Raw genomic sequence first — 15,010 nt, 5'->3', positions numbered from 1 at the left:
ATGGCTGACGCAGCGTTCAAACCGCTTGTCCGCAAGCATTCCGAGATCGGGATTTTCCTGATTGCGATCCTTCTGATCGTGTTCTTCGCCGCCACATCTGAAGGCCGGTGGAACAACTCGTACAATATCAGCACAATCCTTCAAATCACAGCCACGCTCGGCCTCATGACACTTGGTGTCGCGCTGGTTGTGGGCACGGGCGAAATCGACATCTCCGTCGGATCGACCTTCGGCATGTCTGCGCTGATCTACCTGTTTCTCGCGGTCCGCGTCGATCCATTCATTGCCGCTACGGCCGCTGTCTGCGTCGGAGCTCTTATCGGGGCCTTCAATGGCTATCTCGTGACCAAGACGGGAACGCCGTCGCTGATCATTACCCTCGGGTCGTTGATGATCTTCCGGGGATTGGCGATCGCGTTGACAAGCGGCTTTGCCTTTTCCATTCCCTACAAGGAGCGCGGCGGGTTCTCGTACTTCATCCTCGGCGGCGACAACATGTTCAATTTCGGCACGTTTGCCGGAGTTAACACCGGGTTTTTGTGGTTGATTTTTGCGCTGGTGGTCTTGACCGTGGTTCTGAAACTCATGCCCTATGGGAACCATTTGTTGGCCGTTGGCGGGTCATCCGAAAGTGCGCACTCTCGCGGTATTCGCGTGGATCGCGTCAAGCTCAAGGCTTTCATCATCTGTGGTGCTCTTGCCGGCCTCGGAGGCGTGCTAGAAGCCGGCAAACTCGGTTCGGCGGACGGATCCATGGGGCGGCTTATGGAATTGCAGGCAATTGCATCTTGTGTGCTGGGCGGATGCCTGCTCGCAGGTGGACGCATCTCGCTCATCGGGGCGCTCATGGGGGCCTTCGTGCTCTCGTCGATCCAGTCATACCTCGTCGTCATGGCCGTGCGGCCGCAATGGTTCATGGTCCTGCTGGGGATCATCGTCGTATTTGCCGCGCTCGGGGACAAAAAACTGCGCCACTGGGCCCACAAACATTAGACCATGAAAGTGGATCGTGCCTCGCTTGAGGGCCCGATCCAAACCACCCCACGTCCGTTTGCAGGTGACCCTCACCGCACTGCCCGTGATCTGCCTGCTTTCGCATGCCACAAACCGTTGAACAGGCCCCGCCTGCAGGATGGATGGCTCGCGAAAGGTAGTGACGGTGGCCGCAACACCCTCTGAAACACTGCACACATGCGCGGGTCGATCGAACGGCAGCGCGCAGGACAAGAGAGATCGGCGTCGATGACACGATCAGAAATACTGGCAATTCTGGAGTTTCTCGAGACCTCGCGCGGTGCGGGGCTCTCGGTGCTCGGCGTCGAAGCGCGTGATCCGGTCTGGATGATGACCATTGCGCTCTTGCGGTGCCACTATTCCTATCAGCGGATCACGATCTCTTCGCTCGCGGACGCCTCTGGAACGGCCTATTCGACCGCCTTGCGTCAAATCGAGCGCATGGTATGCGCCGGGCTCCTGTCGCGGGATCGGGATCCCGAGGAACCTAAACTGGTCTTTATCGAGCCGACCGAAACGCTTCTGCACAATTTCCACGACTATTGCGCAGGACTGAAACAGAGCATCGGGAAATCCTTCGGCCTGCGGCATCACAAAAGCGAAGCCGTTGTCTTTGGCGGTGCTCACCTGGCCGCCTGCATCATCGGGCCGCCTCGAAAGATCGCGCCGGCGCTCCGGCTTGACGGGCCATTGCGGCTATTGCTCAAAGATGAACCCGTCTTTCTCACCTTGAAGCGGATGGAGGCGGAGATTTCGGTGTTCCTAAACACCGACATCGAGATCGAACTCCTGGCTTACGACCCACTCAACCAGACGATCATCGAGAACGGGCGCGCAGACAGGTCCAGCTACGACATCGTGGCCGTAGATGTTCCGTGGCTCGGACGCATGGCGATGGAGCGTAGCCTGTTGCCGCTGGACGGATATTTGCAACGAGGTAAACTGAACCCGTTCGATTTCTTCGCCGCTGCATGGAGCAGTGCGCATAGCCAGGGACGACAGTTGGGAATCCCTGCCTCGCCCACCGCCGAACTTCTTCTGTATCGCAAGGACATCTTCGAAAAGCACGGGATAGACCCGCCCGAAACCGCCCAAAGCGTTCTGTCCGCCGCCCGTGCCATGCACCGTCCGGCGCGCGGCAAATATGGCATTGCCTGGAACGCGGGCCGTGGCCAGCCGCTTGGCCAGACCTTCATCCAGACCATGGCGGCATTTGGATCGCCACCGGTCAACCTTCGCCGGTTCGGCACGGGCTACGACAACGACACCCCTTGGGAAGAATTGCGCCCGACCCTCGATCACGAAACCGGACGCGCGGCTCTGGACTACCTGATGGATCTGGCCACCGTGTCGCCACCCGGCATTGCCGACATGGACTGGACCGGTCGCACCCGATGCTACCGTAACGGCGAAGTGGCGATGTGCTATGAGTGGTCCACAAACACCTCGCAGTTCGAGGGCGACCCGGCGTCCCCCGCAAGCGGAAATACGGGGTATTTGGTGCACCCCGGGCGGCAACCGGGAAGCGGCGTGTCGCCAATGGGCGGCTTTGTCTACGCCATCCCGCGGAACCTGCCGCAAGACAGGCAGCGCGAGATCTGGCGGGCACTCGAATGGCTGGCAAGCCCTGAGGTCACCAAGTACCTCATGCTCAATGGCAGTCCCGCCAAGTTTCTCCATAGCGTTTCGGCGGACCCCGACGTACCCGAAGCCGCGCCCGCCATGCGGGCCATGGCCGCATTCGAGCGGCGCAATCAATTGCAGACCTGGCCGCGCCCGCCGATCCCGTTCATGGCCTCGATCATGCGCATTGTCGGACAGGAAGTGCACGACGCGATCTGGGGGACGGCGGACGCCGCCGATGTGTTGAGCCGGGCGGAAAACCGGATACGGCCGCTGCTGGATATGCTGAAAGAAGACCACGCACCGAAACACCCCTCATAAGCCTTTCGGGCAGGCAGCTGGGTAAATTCTCTCAACACGCTGTTATTTAGTACTAATTTTCAATATTCACTTTGAACATACCGCGTATTCCAATACGCCCCCGCCTATTCCATGCTGAACCAGGAAAGTCATGGGCGAGGAGGTCCAGCGCTTTCCAAAGTCGGAGACGCGCACCATCGGTGCGCACCTAGTCACCCGGAACTGTAATTCGTATCATAGACTGAACGGGATATCGGGAGATGATGCGATGGTGGGCCGAGTTGCGGATGTGGTTGAATTGAGCGACGACGAGCGGCGTTTTCTCGAAGGTCAGGTTCGGCGCCACAAAGCACCGCGTTCTCTGTCAGACCGTTGTCGGATGGTTCTTTTGTGCGCCGATGGCCTTCCCAGCAAAGAAGTGGCGGCACAGCTTGGCGTGCATGAGCACACGGTTGGCAAATGGCGCAGACGTTTTGTGAAGGACCGGATCGAAGGCCTCACCGACGAATACCGCCCCGGCCGCCCGCGCACGGTGTCGGATGAACAGGTGGCCGAGGTGATTGAGCGCACGCTGAACACAAGGCCGAAAGATGCGACCCATTGGTCGATCCGCTCGACGGCCACTGCGACCGGACTATCACACACAACGATCCGCCGGATTTGGACTGCCTTCGGCCTGCAGCCGCATCGCAGCGAGACGTTCAAGCTCTCGACCGATCCACTGTTCGTCGACAAGGTGCAGGACATCGTGGGGCTGTACCTGTCGCCTCCGAACCGGGCCATCGTGTTGTGTGTAGATGAAAAATCACAAATTCAGGCACTGGATCGCGAGCAACCCGTCCTGCCCATGGCCGCCGGTGTCGCCGAGCGGCGCACGCATACATATATCCGCAACGGCACCACATCGCTGTTTGCCGCTCTGGATATCGCCACCGGCGCTGTGATCGGAAAATGCTACAAGCGGCATCGCGCGACCGAGTTCCTCGACTTCCTCAAACAGATTGACCGTCAGATGCCCGCGGGTCCGGAGGTGCATATCGTCATGGACAATTACGCCACCCACAAGACCCCGAAGATCAAGGCATGGCTCGCACGCCGCCCGCACTGGCACGTCCATTTTACGCCCACATCGGCAAGCTGGATCAACCAGGTCGAGCGCTGGTTCGCGGAACTCACGCGCAAGCAATTGCAACGCGGCGTGCACAGGTCCGTTGCTGAACTGGAGGCCGATATCGCGGCCTTTATTGCGGCGCACAACGAGAACCCAAAACCTTACAAATGGGTCAAGTCCGCCGACGAAATCCTCGCCTCCGTCAAGCGGTTCTGCCAAAGAACACAGCAAACCCTATGTGGCGAACTTTAGATTCGGGTGACTAGGGAGGAATATCAATGAACTCAGCAAAGGGCGCGAAGCGCCGGAAATTCCGTACATCCGCTCTCGCGGCAACATGTCTGGCAACGGCCTTTTCGGCACCGGTCATCGCGCAGGAGGAAAGCATTCTCGGCGGAGAGACAATCCGCATCATCGGCATCGGGGACCCTGTGTTCCAGGCGATGCAAAAATTCCACGGCGAGATGGAAGAGATGACAGGCGGCACGATACAACTTGATGTCCGCCCGTTCGACGTGTTGCGCCAACAGGTCCTTCTGAACGCCCAGAACAGCACATCGTCCTACGACATCATCGCCGTCGATCTTCCGCAATTCGGAGAGTACAAGCCATTCCTGACCGATCTAGACGGCTTTATCGACGCCACGGGCTATGACGGGTCGGATTTCCACGATGTTGCGTGGTCCGGCGCACAATTCGGCGGCGCGCAACTTGGCATTCCGCTCCAGCCTCATCCCGAAATCTTTGCCTACCGCACAGACATCTTCGAGAAATACGGGCTCGACGCTCCGACCACCCATGAAAAGGTCCTCGCCGCGGCGAGAACGATTTCCGAGCAGGAAGACGGCATGTCCGGCGTGTGCTGGAACGCCGCGCGCGGCACGGCCCTCGGCCAGACGTTCATCATGGACATGGGCGATTTCGGCGCTGCGCCGATCGACATGGTCAAGGAAGGCGACGACTATCTCATGGGCGATATTCAACCCGCGAACATGAAGCCGATGATCGACACCGAGGCAGGCAAGGCGACCGCCGACTACTTGCAGGCTCTCATGGAGGTGTCGCCTCCGGGCATCTTGAACATGGCGTGGGACGAGCGCGTGCGTGTCTACGGGCAAGGTGGCTGCGCGATGACATACATCTGGGCAGGGCGCTCCGCGATCTTCGAACAGGACGAGGCGTCACCCGCACGGGGCAATACCGCCTACCTGCCGCATCCGAGCGGCCCGGACTCACCGCCTAAATCGACGCTCGGTGGTTGGTATCTTGCGATCCCCAACAACATTGATCCCGACCGTGCCGAACTGGCTTGGAAAACGATCGAGTGGCTTGCCAGCCCCGAAATGATCGAGGAATACACAAAGTACGGCAACTGCGTGTCGCCACGAAGCTCAGTCAGCAAGATCGACAGCGTCATCGAGCGCTGCCCGGTCATCCCGCACGTGGAAGACATGTCCATCAAAGGCGAACTTGCCGGATGGCAGCGGCCGCCCGTGCCCGAAGTCCAGATCATTGTCGATGTTCTGGGAGCCGAAATGCATCAGGTGATCTCCGGTGAAAAGCCGTCCGAAGAGGCCCTCTCGGATGCCCAGAGCCAACTTGACCGCGAAATGCGCAAGGCCGGCTACTACTAATCCGTTCCTCCCGGTGCGGGGGCGCATCCATCGACGTGCGCCCCCGCCGAATTTGCCCACGCGCAATAACAACGGAAAATTCGCATCATGTCACAGTCCCGCGAAGCCAGGCGGGCGGCGACCATTCTGGTCTCGCCTGCTGTGCTGCTTCTCCTCGCTCTGAACATCTTTCCGATCATTTACGCGGTCTACATCAGCCTGCACCACTGGTCGCTTTCAAGCCCGAACCCGCCGCGCTTTGCCGGTCTGTTCAACTACCAGGAACTCTGGCAATACGACGACCGCTTCATGAACGCCCTCGGGGTATCAGCGGTGTTCATCGTTCTCGCCGTTGGGATCGAACTGTTGCTCGGCTTTGCGTTGGCCTTTGTCTTCAATGCAAAGCTGAAGGGGCTCGAAACGCTGCGCAAGCTCTCGCTTCTGCCGGTGATGGCCATGCCGCTCGTTGTCGGGCTGGTCTGGTTTTACATGCTGAACGAGAACTTCGGTGTGACGAACTGGTTCTTGACCTTGTTCGGGTTCGAACGACTGCCCTTTCTCACCGATGGCACGCTCGCCATGCTGAGCATCGTGATTGCGGACATCTGGCAATGGACCCCGTTCGTGACACTCGTAATTTTCGCCGCGCTGCAATCTCTGCCGGAATATGTGTTCGAAGCGGCCCGGATGGACGGTCTCACCGAGCGCGAAATCTTCTGGCGGATCACTCTGCCCTTGCTGCGTCCCGCGATCCTGGTGGTCTGCGTTATCCGCGCCATCGACGCCTTCCGCATGATCGAACTGGTCTTCGTGATGACAAAGGGCGGCCCTGGCGGAAACACCGAGGTCTTGCCTTGGTACATCTATACCAAGGGGTTCCTTTCTCTGGATCTTGGATACGCTGCGGCGATGGCCGTTGTGATGATCGTTGTCGTAACGGTTGTAGCCCAGGTCTTCGTCCGCAAGATCGCAGCGCCGGAGTGATAAAACCATGGCAACCTACTCATTGACCACACCGAACAGTATCCGCGCCACAGGTGCATTGCGCTACTTGATCGCGGCCATCTTCGTCGGCTTTTGCCTGTTCCCATTCTACGTCGTGATCAGTACGTCCCTGAAGATCGAGAGCGACATCTTCGCCTGGCCGCCGCGCTGGATCTTCCGACCGATCTGGGACAACTACGAAGCCGCGCTTTTCGTCTTCGGCGGCAGCGGCGTGCTGCCGTTCCTAATCAACAGCATCATCGTGACCTGCGTCAGTACGATACTGGCCGTCGGCCTCGGCGCGATGGTGTCCTACGGCCTGACGCGATTCAGGGTCTTTGCCGGCCACCACATATTCTTCTTTATTCTGTCGACGCGCTTCGCCCCGCCCGTAGCCTTCGTGGTGCCCCTTTATCTGATGCTGCGTCAGGTCGGCTTGCTCGACACGCATATCGGGCTGATCCTGATCTATACCTCCATGAATCTCTCACTGGTGGTGTGGATCATACGCGGCTTTTTCGAATCGATCCCGATCGAAATCGAGGAGGCCGCACGTATCGACGGGTACACCCATTTGCAGGTTTTCACCAAAGTGGCCCTGCCCTTGGTAAAGCCGGGGATGATCACGACTTCGATCCTCTCAGCCATCATGGCATGGAACGAGTTCCTGATCGCTACGATCATGACCCAAAGCAACGCGTCGACCCTGCCCGTCTATCTCGGGGGATTTTCCGGCTCGATGGGCCTTGAATGGGGACCGTATATGGCCGTGGGGGCCATGGCCGTCCTTCCCATCATGATCTTCACTCTGGTCCTGCAAAAGCACTTGGTGCGCGGACTGACATTTGGCGCGGTGAGGTAACCGACATGGCCCATGTACAAGTCCGAAATGTGTCGAAGATCTACCCTGACGGTACCGCCGCGGTGCGTGATCTCAACCTCGATATCCAGAGCGGTGAATTCCTTTGCGTGCTTGGCCCGTCCGGCTGTGGCAAGTCGTCGACGTTGCGGATGCTGGCCGGTCTCGAACACGTCTCCGAAGGGTCGATCCTCGTCAATGGCGAGGATGTGGTGAGCGTTCCCGCGCGGGACCGCGACATCGCCATGGTCTTTGAAAACTACGCGCTCTATCCGCAATCTCGCTTTTGGAAGTCTTGCGCGCGACCAAAGGCATCGCGATGTTGTCGAAAACGCTGAGATGCGGATCGCGTCGGCCAGATCGCGCGCACCCTCGACATCACGGAGCATCTCAAAGCACGGCCGGGCAAGTTAAGCGGTGGCCAGCGCCAGCGCGTATCCCTTGCTCGTGCGATGGTGCGCCGGCCCAAGATGTTCATCATGGACGAACCGCTCGGGCATCTTGAGGAATATCTGCGCATAGAACTGCGTCGTGAAATTCGGGCCCTTCACGAGGCGACCGGAGGAACCACGTTCTACATCACGCATGACCAACAAGAAGCCGCCGCGGTGAGTGACCGGATCGCCGTCATGTCCGAGGGCAGGGTCCAGCAGGTCGGCACAATGCGCCAGCTCATCGAGACGCCGAACAACCGCTTCGTTGCCGAATTCGTCGGTGAACCGCCGATCAATATCTTCGAGACCCTGACCGTCGATGGCGGAACCATGCGGTTGGCGGATTTTTCGATGCCTTTGTCTGCCGCCCAGCAGGCCGCCTTTGCGCGAACGCCGCCGGCCTCGGTCGGTATCCGTCCGGCACGGTTGGCGATTTCGGACAGTGCAGGCACCGGCATTTCGGCCATCGCGACATCTGTCCAGCCGATGGGCGAATCGGGCGCGGTCTTGTGTCAAACCGATGCGGGCCCAACAACGGCTCTCACCTCGGCGGACGCATTGCCTGCCGAAGGGGCCGCGCTGCGTTTGCGGCCCGATCCCGACGGGCTGCATTTCTTCGCTGCCAATGGTCAGCGCATCGCGATCGAGGAGCGCTGAAACATGGCCAATATTCAAATCTCACAACTCAGCAAATCTTTCGGCGCGCACAGGGTCTTTGATGCACTGGATCTCGAGATCCCCGACCGCGCCTATGTGTGCCTTCTGGGCCCGTCAGGCTGCGGAAAATCAACGCTCATGCGTATCATTTCAGGTCTGGATTCTGATCACACCGGCAGTATCCGCTTTGATGGACACGCCGTCGAATCCCTGTCGAGCGCCGACCGCGATATCGGCATGGCGTTCCAGAACTACGCGCTCTACCCGCACCACACGGTTGAAGGGAATCTGAGGTTTCCGCTTTTGGCCCCCAAGCAGAAGGGACGATGGTCCTCAGCCGAGATGACGAAAAGGGTGCACGAGACGGCGGACCTGTTGCGGATCACACCGCTTTTGCACCGCACCATCGATCAGCTCTCGGGAGGACAGCAACAAAGGGTATCGCTCGGCCGCGCGCTGATCCGGCACCCCAAAGTGTTGCTGCTGGACGAGCCGGTCACCCACCTCGATGCCCGCCTGCGGTTTTCGATGCGCTCAGAACTCAAACAAATCCACAAAACCATGGGGACGACGACGATCCATGTGACCCACGATCAGCAGGAAGCACTGGCCATGGCCGATGTACTTGTCATCATGCGCAATGGCCGCATAGAGCAGTCCGGACCGGGAATGCGCATCTACCGCGACCCCGACAACAGCTTTGTTGCAGGCTTTCTCGGGGATGCGATGCGCACGCTGCTTACGATCGAACTCGCGGGCGAAGGCCGGGCGCGTCTGGACACGTATGAGTTCGCCCTGCCCGACGACTTGGCGTCTTTGGTGGCGCAAGCACCGCATCGCGAAATCACACTTGCCCTTCCGAACACCTCGTTTTCGATCGACCCGACGGGTCCGCTCACTGGCACCGTCGTTGCACACGAGATGATCGAAAATACCCAGCGTATCGTTCTGAAGGTCGCCGGCCAACGGATCAAATTGCTTAGCAACAGGGTCGAGCGTGTCAAGAACGGCGACGGCGTGCGTATTCGGGTCGGCATCACTGACGGAATGATCTTCGACAAGCAAAGCGGTCAAAGGTTGAGAGCCTGAGGGCGAGGACCAGCAGGCATGATTTTTGCCTGGTTCCGGTCGATTTCGCAGACCACCAGAGGCGTCGACGCGCGCCCGCCTTTGGGCGTCGATACCCCTGTCACGATATAATTTGAAGGAAGTGAAGATGTTGAAACGAGCTTTGAACCATATGGCCGCGCCGAACCTCGAGTGGCAGGGATTTGTCGCGCTGGCCGCGTCCCTGAATTGCGTGGGCGTGGAATTCCGGAACGATCTGGGGCGCGACCTGTTCGAGGGGGCAACGCCTGAGGATGTCGGGGCGGCCTGTTCGGCGCGCGGGTTGAAGATCCTCGCACTTGCCGAGGTAAAGGCGTTCGACGACTGGTCGGACGAGAAGCAGGCGGAGGCGGCAAGCTTGATGACCATAGCACGGGCCTGCGGAGCCGAGCGCATCAGCCTGATCGCCCGTAACGATGGCATCAACACCGGCAAAAGCGAACGCAACGCGGCGCTGAAAGTGGCCCTCGACGCGCTCGCACCCATGCTGGCAAAGAACAACCTGATCGGGCTGATCGAGCCTTTGGGCTTCGAAAGCTGCGCACTGCGATACAAGGATGAAGTGGTCGAAGCGATCCACCTGTTGGGATCGGATGCCCCGTTCCAGATCGTGCATGACACGTTCCACCACGCGCTCGCCGGTGGCGGCGCGCTTTTTCCCAACGAAACCGGAATTGTTCACGTATCGGGCGTGACCAAAACAGGCATTGCGGTCACTGATTTTCAGGACCCGGACCGCGAATTGGTGACATCGGGTGACCGGCTCGGCAATATTGAACAGGTGGCCGAACTGTTGCGCAAAGGCTATGACGGAGCGATCAGTTTCGAGCCATTCTCGCCGCAGGTGCACGGTCTCGCGCACCCGCGATCCGCCTATGAGGCGTCCTTTGCCTTCATGGAGGCCGGGCTGGCCGACCCTTACCCCGCCTGAGCGGGCTGTGATTGCGTCGCAGGCCGCGCCCGAAACACTTTACCCAACGGAAGGTAGCGCGATGAAGCTCAAACCGATCAGTGACACCGGCCTCGCCGTAACCCCGCTTTGTTTCGGCACCGCGGGCCTTGGTGACATGCCGGACACCTATGGATACTCCGTGGACGAAAACCGCGCGCGGGCAACTGTGCGCGCCATTTTCGACAGTCCCATCAATTTTCTCGATACGTCCAGAAACTATGGCCTCGGGCGCAGCGAGGAACGCATCGGCGCGGTGATCCGCGAACGTGGTGGGCTACCGGAGGGGTTCGTTCTCTCGACCAAACTTGATCGGGACATGGAAACCGGGCGGTTCGACGCGGCGCGGGTCCGCGAGTCCATCGAGGAAAGCCTCGAAGTCCTCGGACTGGATTGCATCCCGCTGTTACATCTGCATGATCCGGAATACGCACGCGATCTTGGCGAGATTACCTGCGACGGCGGCGCGCTGGACGCCTTGTTCCGCCTCAAGGAAGAGGGACTGGCGCAAGCGGTGGGCCTTGCGATGGGACGGCTTGATGTGATGGAGCCGATCCTGCGCGAGCGTCCCTTTGATGCCCTGATCAACCACAACCGGTTCACCCTTTTGAACCGTGCCGCACAGGGTATGTTCGCCGACGCCGCGGCGCGCGGGATCGCGGTATTGAACGCCGCGCCGTATGCGGGCGGTGTCTTTGCCAAGGGGGCGGCGGCCATGCCGCGGATCACATACCAAGAGGCAAGCGACGAAGCGCTCGAACCCGTCCGGCAGATCGAAGCGCTCTGTGCAAGATATGGCGTGGCACCGGGGGCTGCGGCGCTTCATTTTTCCATGAACGCGCCGCAGGTGACGTCCACGATTGTCGGAGTGTCAAAGCCCGAGCGCGTGGCCCAGACCCTAGAGTGGGCCTCTGTCGACATTCCCGCGGACATGGCCCAAGCCTTGAATGGCTTGGCCTATTCCACTCAAGACCCCGAGGCCAACCGGGTGTACCGCCCCGCATGACGGGGCGGACATTGTGATTTGGCTCAGGCCTTGCGGCGCTCCAGTTGGGCGTCGAGCTCTTGATCGAGCTGCGCCGCCGACCAATCTTCGCGGACCGCGCGCAACAATAGACCTTGTTGGCTTTCCGGCGCGAGGCCTCCGATCGCCGGGTCGCTGTCGAGGTTCGTCGGAAACGGATAGCCCTCCGCCGTCGCTGCTATCGCAAGGCGCAGCATCTCTTCGTCCATCCCCTTGAGATACGGAAAGACGGCGCGTGACATCGCTGCACGGTCGAGCGACTCCATGGCCCGCACCATAGGTGACGACGCCTGTAGCAAGTTGACCATACGCACAACATCGCTTGTCCGGTTCTCGCCCGCCGCATGGAACAAGGCCGGGCTGAAGAAGACACAATCGCCTTTCTCAAGCGGAAGTTGCACGTAATTCTGTTCGAAATAGTCGCGGAATTCCGGCAGCGCGGCTGCGGCGTATCCCTGCGGATACACCTGACTGAACGGAAGGAGTTTGGTGGGTCCGGCATCGACGGGTACATCGATATGGGCCACGCCACCCTGCATGAGAAACAGATGCGAATGGCGGTGGACCGGCTCGGGATACTGCCGCAACTGCGCGTCGGTCATAAAGCCGAGATGGTAATCGCGGTGCGGGCTTTGGGATTTGCCCGACGGGCGGACCTGATTGACTTGCGCTGCCATCTGGTAGCCCGGCCCAAGCCATGACCGGTAAAGCGTATCAATCACGGGGTTGGTCATGTAGCGCAGGAAAACTTCGGGCGCGCGCAAACACAATTTCTGGTGGGAATTCCAGATCCGGTCATTGGCCCCCGCTTTGGCAAAGTGATCGCTCGCGGCGATCCCCGCAGCTTTCTCGTCTTCAATGATCTGCTGGAACACCGCGCTTGCGGCATCGATGGCATCGAGGTCGCGAATTGCCCTCTTGATCACCAAAACACCGGGCCCTGTCTCGAATAGCCTTGTCCACTCGGGGATCAGACTGTCATCGACCGTGTCCCCGTCATAGATCGGGATATTGCGGTCAATCCGCACGGCGCCTGGGTATTCCTCGGCGCGGGTCGTCCTTTCGACGGACGCTTTGAAATCTTCAAGATCGATGTGATCCAGAAATGCCATTTGATTGTTCATGTTGTCCTCCCTGTGCTGCCCTTTCTCGCAGGCAGACTTTTTGCATTATGCCTCTAGCCAATTCATCTCATGTGCAGAGCGATGAATCGTTTCGACCAGATGCTGGATGCGCAACCCGGCCCTGAAGTTGAACGGTTCGTCACGCTCCCCCGCAATGGCCTGCGCGAAACCGGCGACCTCGATGGCCTTGAGGTCGTTGAAGCCAAGCTGGTGGCCCGGCGCCACACAGAACAGGCCATACGGTGCATGATCGGGGCCCGCCTCGATCCGGCGGAAGCCTTGGCGTCCGGCCGCGTCCGCCGTCGAGAAATAGTGCAACTCGTTGAATCGCTCCTGACTGAACGCAAGCGCACCCTTGGTGCCGTAGATCTCGAAATCATGCTGCATCTTGCGACCCGTCGCGATCCAGTTGCCTTCGATAGAGCCGCTCGCCCCGTTCTCGAACCTGACAAAGGCGCGCCCGATGTCATCCACCTCGACACTGCGCTGCCCGCCCTTTGCGTCGGAGCGCGTCGGGATCATCGTGACACAATCGCCCATCACGCGTGTGATCGGACCGCACAGGAATTCTGCCGTGGCAAGCGCGTGGCTGCCGATATCTGCCAGCGCGCCACCGCCCGCAGGGTCATGTCGGAAGGTGAAAAGGCCGGAAGCATCTGCCATATAGTCTTCGCAATGGATGCCGCGATAGCCCCGGATGTCACCCAATTCTCCGGCGGCAATCATGTCGCGCGCAAGTTGGAGCATGGGATTGCACAGGTAATTGAAGCCGACCTGCGTGCGAACATTTGCAGCCTCGGCGGCCTCTGCCATTTCGCGCGCATCCTGTGCCAGCGGGGCGAGCGGCTTTTCGCAGTAGACGTGTTTGCCAGCGGCAATCGCGGCAAGGGCCATTTCCTTGTGAAGCGCGTTCGGAGCGGTGATCGACACAATGTCGATTTCGGGATCATCCACAATATCGCGCCAGTTGGTGGTGACATTGGCGAAACCGAATTGCCGCGCGGAGGACCGCGCCGCCGCCTCGGAGACATCCGCCAGCGTGTGCAGATTGAACCGCACCGGCAGGTCAAAAACGCATTGCGCCGACGAATAGCCAAAGACATGGGCTTTGCCCATAAACCCTGTGCCGATCAAGCCGACGTTGAGTGTTGGTTTTACGGCCATAGCGACGCTCCACCTGAGTATGTTGCATGGGGCTGCGGGCATCCGGGAAAGACACCCGCAGCAGGGAGGATCCCTCAGTAAGGGCTATCGGGGAAATAGAAATCTACCGCGTTTTCTTTTGTGATCAAAGGACTGTCGAGTTCGTAACGACCCTGGATCGGGGCTTGGGTCGCGTAGCGCATCGTCGTAATTTCGATGGCCGGAACGATCAGCGTGGGCGGATAGAAGATGTCCGCGTCGATCAGGGCATCGCCGTCCATGATCATCTTGATCACCGTGTTCATACCCGACCCGCCAAGCAGGACCATGTCGTCTGCACGGCCGGACTGTTCGATCGCTGCCTTGGCACCCAGTGCGGCATCGTCATCGCCAGCCCAGACACCGTCGATCTGCTCGAACCGGCTCAGATAGTCCTGCATCAACTCGAAGCCCTTGTCAGGATTCCAATTGCCATACTGCATATCGAGAACTTCGATTCCGGACCCTTCCAGCGCAGCGTTGAACGCGTCGATGCGGATGTTATCGATAGCGGTCGGAATACCGCGCATCACGACAATTTTGCCGCCGTCGGGCAGCTTGTCCTTGAAATACTCGGCCGCAATGGTGCCGTACTGCGCATTGTTGCCGCCGACATAGAGATCTTCCACGCCCTCTTCGGATAGACCGCGATCCACGGTCGTGATGAAGATTCCGCGCGCCTTCGCGGCCTTGACCGGCTCCGTCAACGGGTCGCTTTCCATGGGCAGGATCACCAGCGCGTTGATGCCTTGAGCGACCATGTCTTCGATGTTGTTCACCTGGGACTGGACATCGCCTGCCGTCGTCAGAACGAACTCTATCTGGGGAAACGCGGCTTCCATGGCGGCGATGGTGCGCTCGGTGTGGTAGTTCAAACCACCCGTCCAACCGTGGGTGGCCGCGGGAATGGCCACGCCGATCTTTGCGCCGCCCTCCTGCGCAATTGCAGGCGCGGCGAGCGAGATCATCGCGCCGGCCGCAGCGATTTTGATGATGGTGCGTCTTGTAATGGACATAGGTTCCTCCTGG

General features: G+C 59.7%; 13 protein-coding genes and 1 pseudogene. 11 read left to right on the top strand and 3 right to left on the bottom strand.

The window, feature by feature from the left end:
* The 11 genes and pseudogenes from B8991_RS18505 to B8991_RS18455 all read left to right on the top strand — a co-directional run bounded on the left by B8991_RS18505 (window position 1) and on the right by B8991_RS18455 (window position 11,657).
* Window positions 1-993 carry an ABC transporter permease gene (locus B8991_RS18505; protein WP_084354653.1) on the top strand — a complete coding sequence of 331 codons (993 nt, stop codon included), beginning with the start codon at window positions 1-3 and terminating at the stop codon, window positions 991-993.
* A 249-nt stretch (window positions 994-1,242) separates the two neighbouring features.
* A complete protein-coding gene (locus B8991_RS18500; RefSeq protein ID WP_179141544.1) occupies window positions 1,243-2,958 on the top strand; it encodes an extracellular solute-binding protein in 1,716 nt (571 codons plus the stop codon).
* Between the two features lie 247 nt (window positions 2,959-3,205).
* Entirely contained in the window at window positions 3,206-4,300 is a 1,095-nt protein-coding gene (locus tag B8991_RS18495; RefSeq protein WP_084354646.1) for an IS630 family transposase, read from the top strand.
* Window positions 4,301-4,326: 26 nt separating this feature from the next.
* A complete protein-coding gene (locus B8991_RS18490) occupies window positions 4,327-5,682 on the top strand; it encodes an ABC transporter substrate-binding protein (RefSeq protein WP_084354643.1) in 1,356 nt (451 codons plus the stop codon).
* Window positions 5,683-5,769: 87 nt separating this feature from the next.
* Complete coding sequence (locus B8991_RS18485; protein ID WP_084354640.1) at window positions 5,770-6,645, top strand: carbohydrate ABC transporter permease; 876 nt, start codon at window positions 5,770-5,772, stop codon at window positions 6,643-6,645.
* 67 nt (window positions 6,646-6,712) lie between these two features.
* Window positions 6,713-7,507, top strand: a complete 795-nt coding sequence (locus B8991_RS18480; protein WP_179141543.1) for a carbohydrate ABC transporter permease — start codon at window positions 6,713-6,715, stop codon at window positions 7,505-7,507.
* Window positions 7,396-7,986: pseudogene (locus B8991_RS18475) on the top strand (ATP-binding cassette domain-containing protein); the annotation flags it as partial. The gene B8991_RS18480 and the pseudogene B8991_RS18475, both read left to right, overlap by 112 nt.
* On the top strand, window positions 7,975-8,595 hold the full coding sequence (locus B8991_RS22255) for a TOBE domain-containing protein (protein ID WP_328588527.1): 621 nt from the start codon (window positions 7,975-7,977) through the stop codon (window positions 8,593-8,595). The pseudogene B8991_RS18475 and the gene B8991_RS22255, both read left to right, overlap by 12 nt.
* 3 nt (window positions 8,596-8,598) lie before the next feature.
* Window positions 8,599-9,684, top strand: coding sequence for an ABC transporter ATP-binding protein (locus B8991_RS18465; protein WP_084354629.1), 1,086 nt, complete (start codon window positions 8,599-8,601; stop codon window positions 9,682-9,684).
* A gap of 127 nt (window positions 9,685-9,811) precedes the next feature.
* Window positions 9,812-10,633: a TIM barrel protein gene (locus B8991_RS18460; protein WP_084354626.1), complete on the top strand. Its 822-nt coding sequence runs from the start codon at window positions 9,812-9,814 to the stop codon at window positions 10,631-10,633.
* A gap of 61 nt (window positions 10,634-10,694) precedes the next feature.
* Window positions 10,695-11,657, top strand: coding sequence for an aldo/keto reductase (locus B8991_RS18455; RefSeq protein WP_084354623.1), 963 nt, complete (start codon window positions 10,695-10,697; stop codon window positions 11,655-11,657).
* A 23-nt stretch (window positions 11,658-11,680) separates the two neighbouring features.
* On the opposite strand, the gene B8991_RS18450 is transcribed toward B8991_RS18455, so the two are convergent.
* From B8991_RS18450 to B8991_RS18440, 3 genes are all read right to left on the bottom strand, one after another.
* Window positions 11,681-12,799, bottom strand: a complete 1,119-nt coding sequence (locus tag B8991_RS18450) for a phytanoyl-CoA dioxygenase family protein (RefSeq protein WP_084354621.1) — start codon at window positions 12,797-12,799, stop codon at window positions 11,681-11,683.
* Between the two features lie 45 nt (window positions 12,800-12,844).
* Window positions 12,845-13,963, bottom strand: a complete 1,119-nt coding sequence (locus B8991_RS18445; RefSeq protein WP_084354618.1) for a Gfo/Idh/MocA family protein — start codon at window positions 13,961-13,963, stop codon at window positions 12,845-12,847.
* A 74-nt stretch (window positions 13,964-14,037) separates the two neighbouring features.
* Window positions 14,038-14,997, bottom strand: a complete 960-nt coding sequence (locus B8991_RS18440; RefSeq protein WP_084354615.1) for a substrate-binding domain-containing protein — start codon at window positions 14,995-14,997, stop codon at window positions 14,038-14,040.
* Between the last annotated feature and the right edge of the window lie 13 nt (window positions 14,998-15,010).

Origin of the sequence: Primorskyibacter flagellatus, from assembly GCF_900176485.1 — a bacterium.
Taxonomy (GTDB): Bacteria; Pseudomonadota; Alphaproteobacteria; order Rhodobacterales; family Rhodobacteraceae; genus Primorskyibacter; species Primorskyibacter flagellatus.
Note: the sequence above shows the minus strand (reverse complement) of the source record. Positions and strands in the feature narration are given on the sequence as shown.

Coding starts and splice junctions, on each gene's coding strand:
- B8991_RS18505 (WP_084354653.1), top strand. CDS start 1: ATGGCTGACGCAGCGTTCAAACCGCTTGTCCGCAAGCATTCCGAGATC.
- B8991_RS18500 (WP_179141544.1), top strand. CDS start 1,243: ATGACACGATCAGAAATACTGGCAATTCTGGAGTTTCTCGAGACCTCG.
- B8991_RS18495 (WP_084354646.1), top strand. CDS start 3,206: ATGGTGGGCCGAGTTGCGGATGTGGTTGAATTGAGCGACGACGAGCGG.
- B8991_RS18490 (WP_084354643.1), top strand. CDS start 4,327: ATGAACTCAGCAAAGGGCGCGAAGCGCCGGAAATTCCGTACATCCGCT.
- B8991_RS18485 (WP_084354640.1), top strand. CDS start 5,770: ATGTCACAGTCCCGCGAAGCCAGGCGGGCGGCGACCATTCTGGTCTCG.
- B8991_RS22255 (WP_328588527.1), top strand. CDS start 7,975: ATGTTCATCATGGACGAACCGCTCGGGCATCTTGAGGAATATCTGCGC.
- B8991_RS18465 (WP_084354629.1), top strand. CDS start 8,599: ATGGCCAATATTCAAATCTCACAACTCAGCAAATCTTTCGGCGCGCAC.
- B8991_RS18460 (WP_084354626.1), top strand. CDS start 9,812: ATGTTGAAACGAGCTTTGAACCATATGGCCGCGCCGAACCTCGAGTGG.
- B8991_RS18455 (WP_084354623.1), top strand. CDS start 10,695: ATGAAGCTCAAACCGATCAGTGACACCGGCCTCGCCGTAACCCCGCTT.
- B8991_RS18450 (WP_084354621.1), bottom strand. CDS start 12,799: ATGAACAATCAAATGGCATTTCTGGATCACATCGATCTTGAAGATTTC.
- B8991_RS18445 (WP_084354618.1), bottom strand. CDS start 13,963: ATGGCCGTAAAACCAACACTCAACGTCGGCTTGATCGGCACAGGGTTT.
- B8991_RS18440 (WP_084354615.1), bottom strand. CDS start 14,997: ATGTCCATTACAAGACGCACCATCATCAAAATCGCTGCGGCCGGCGCG.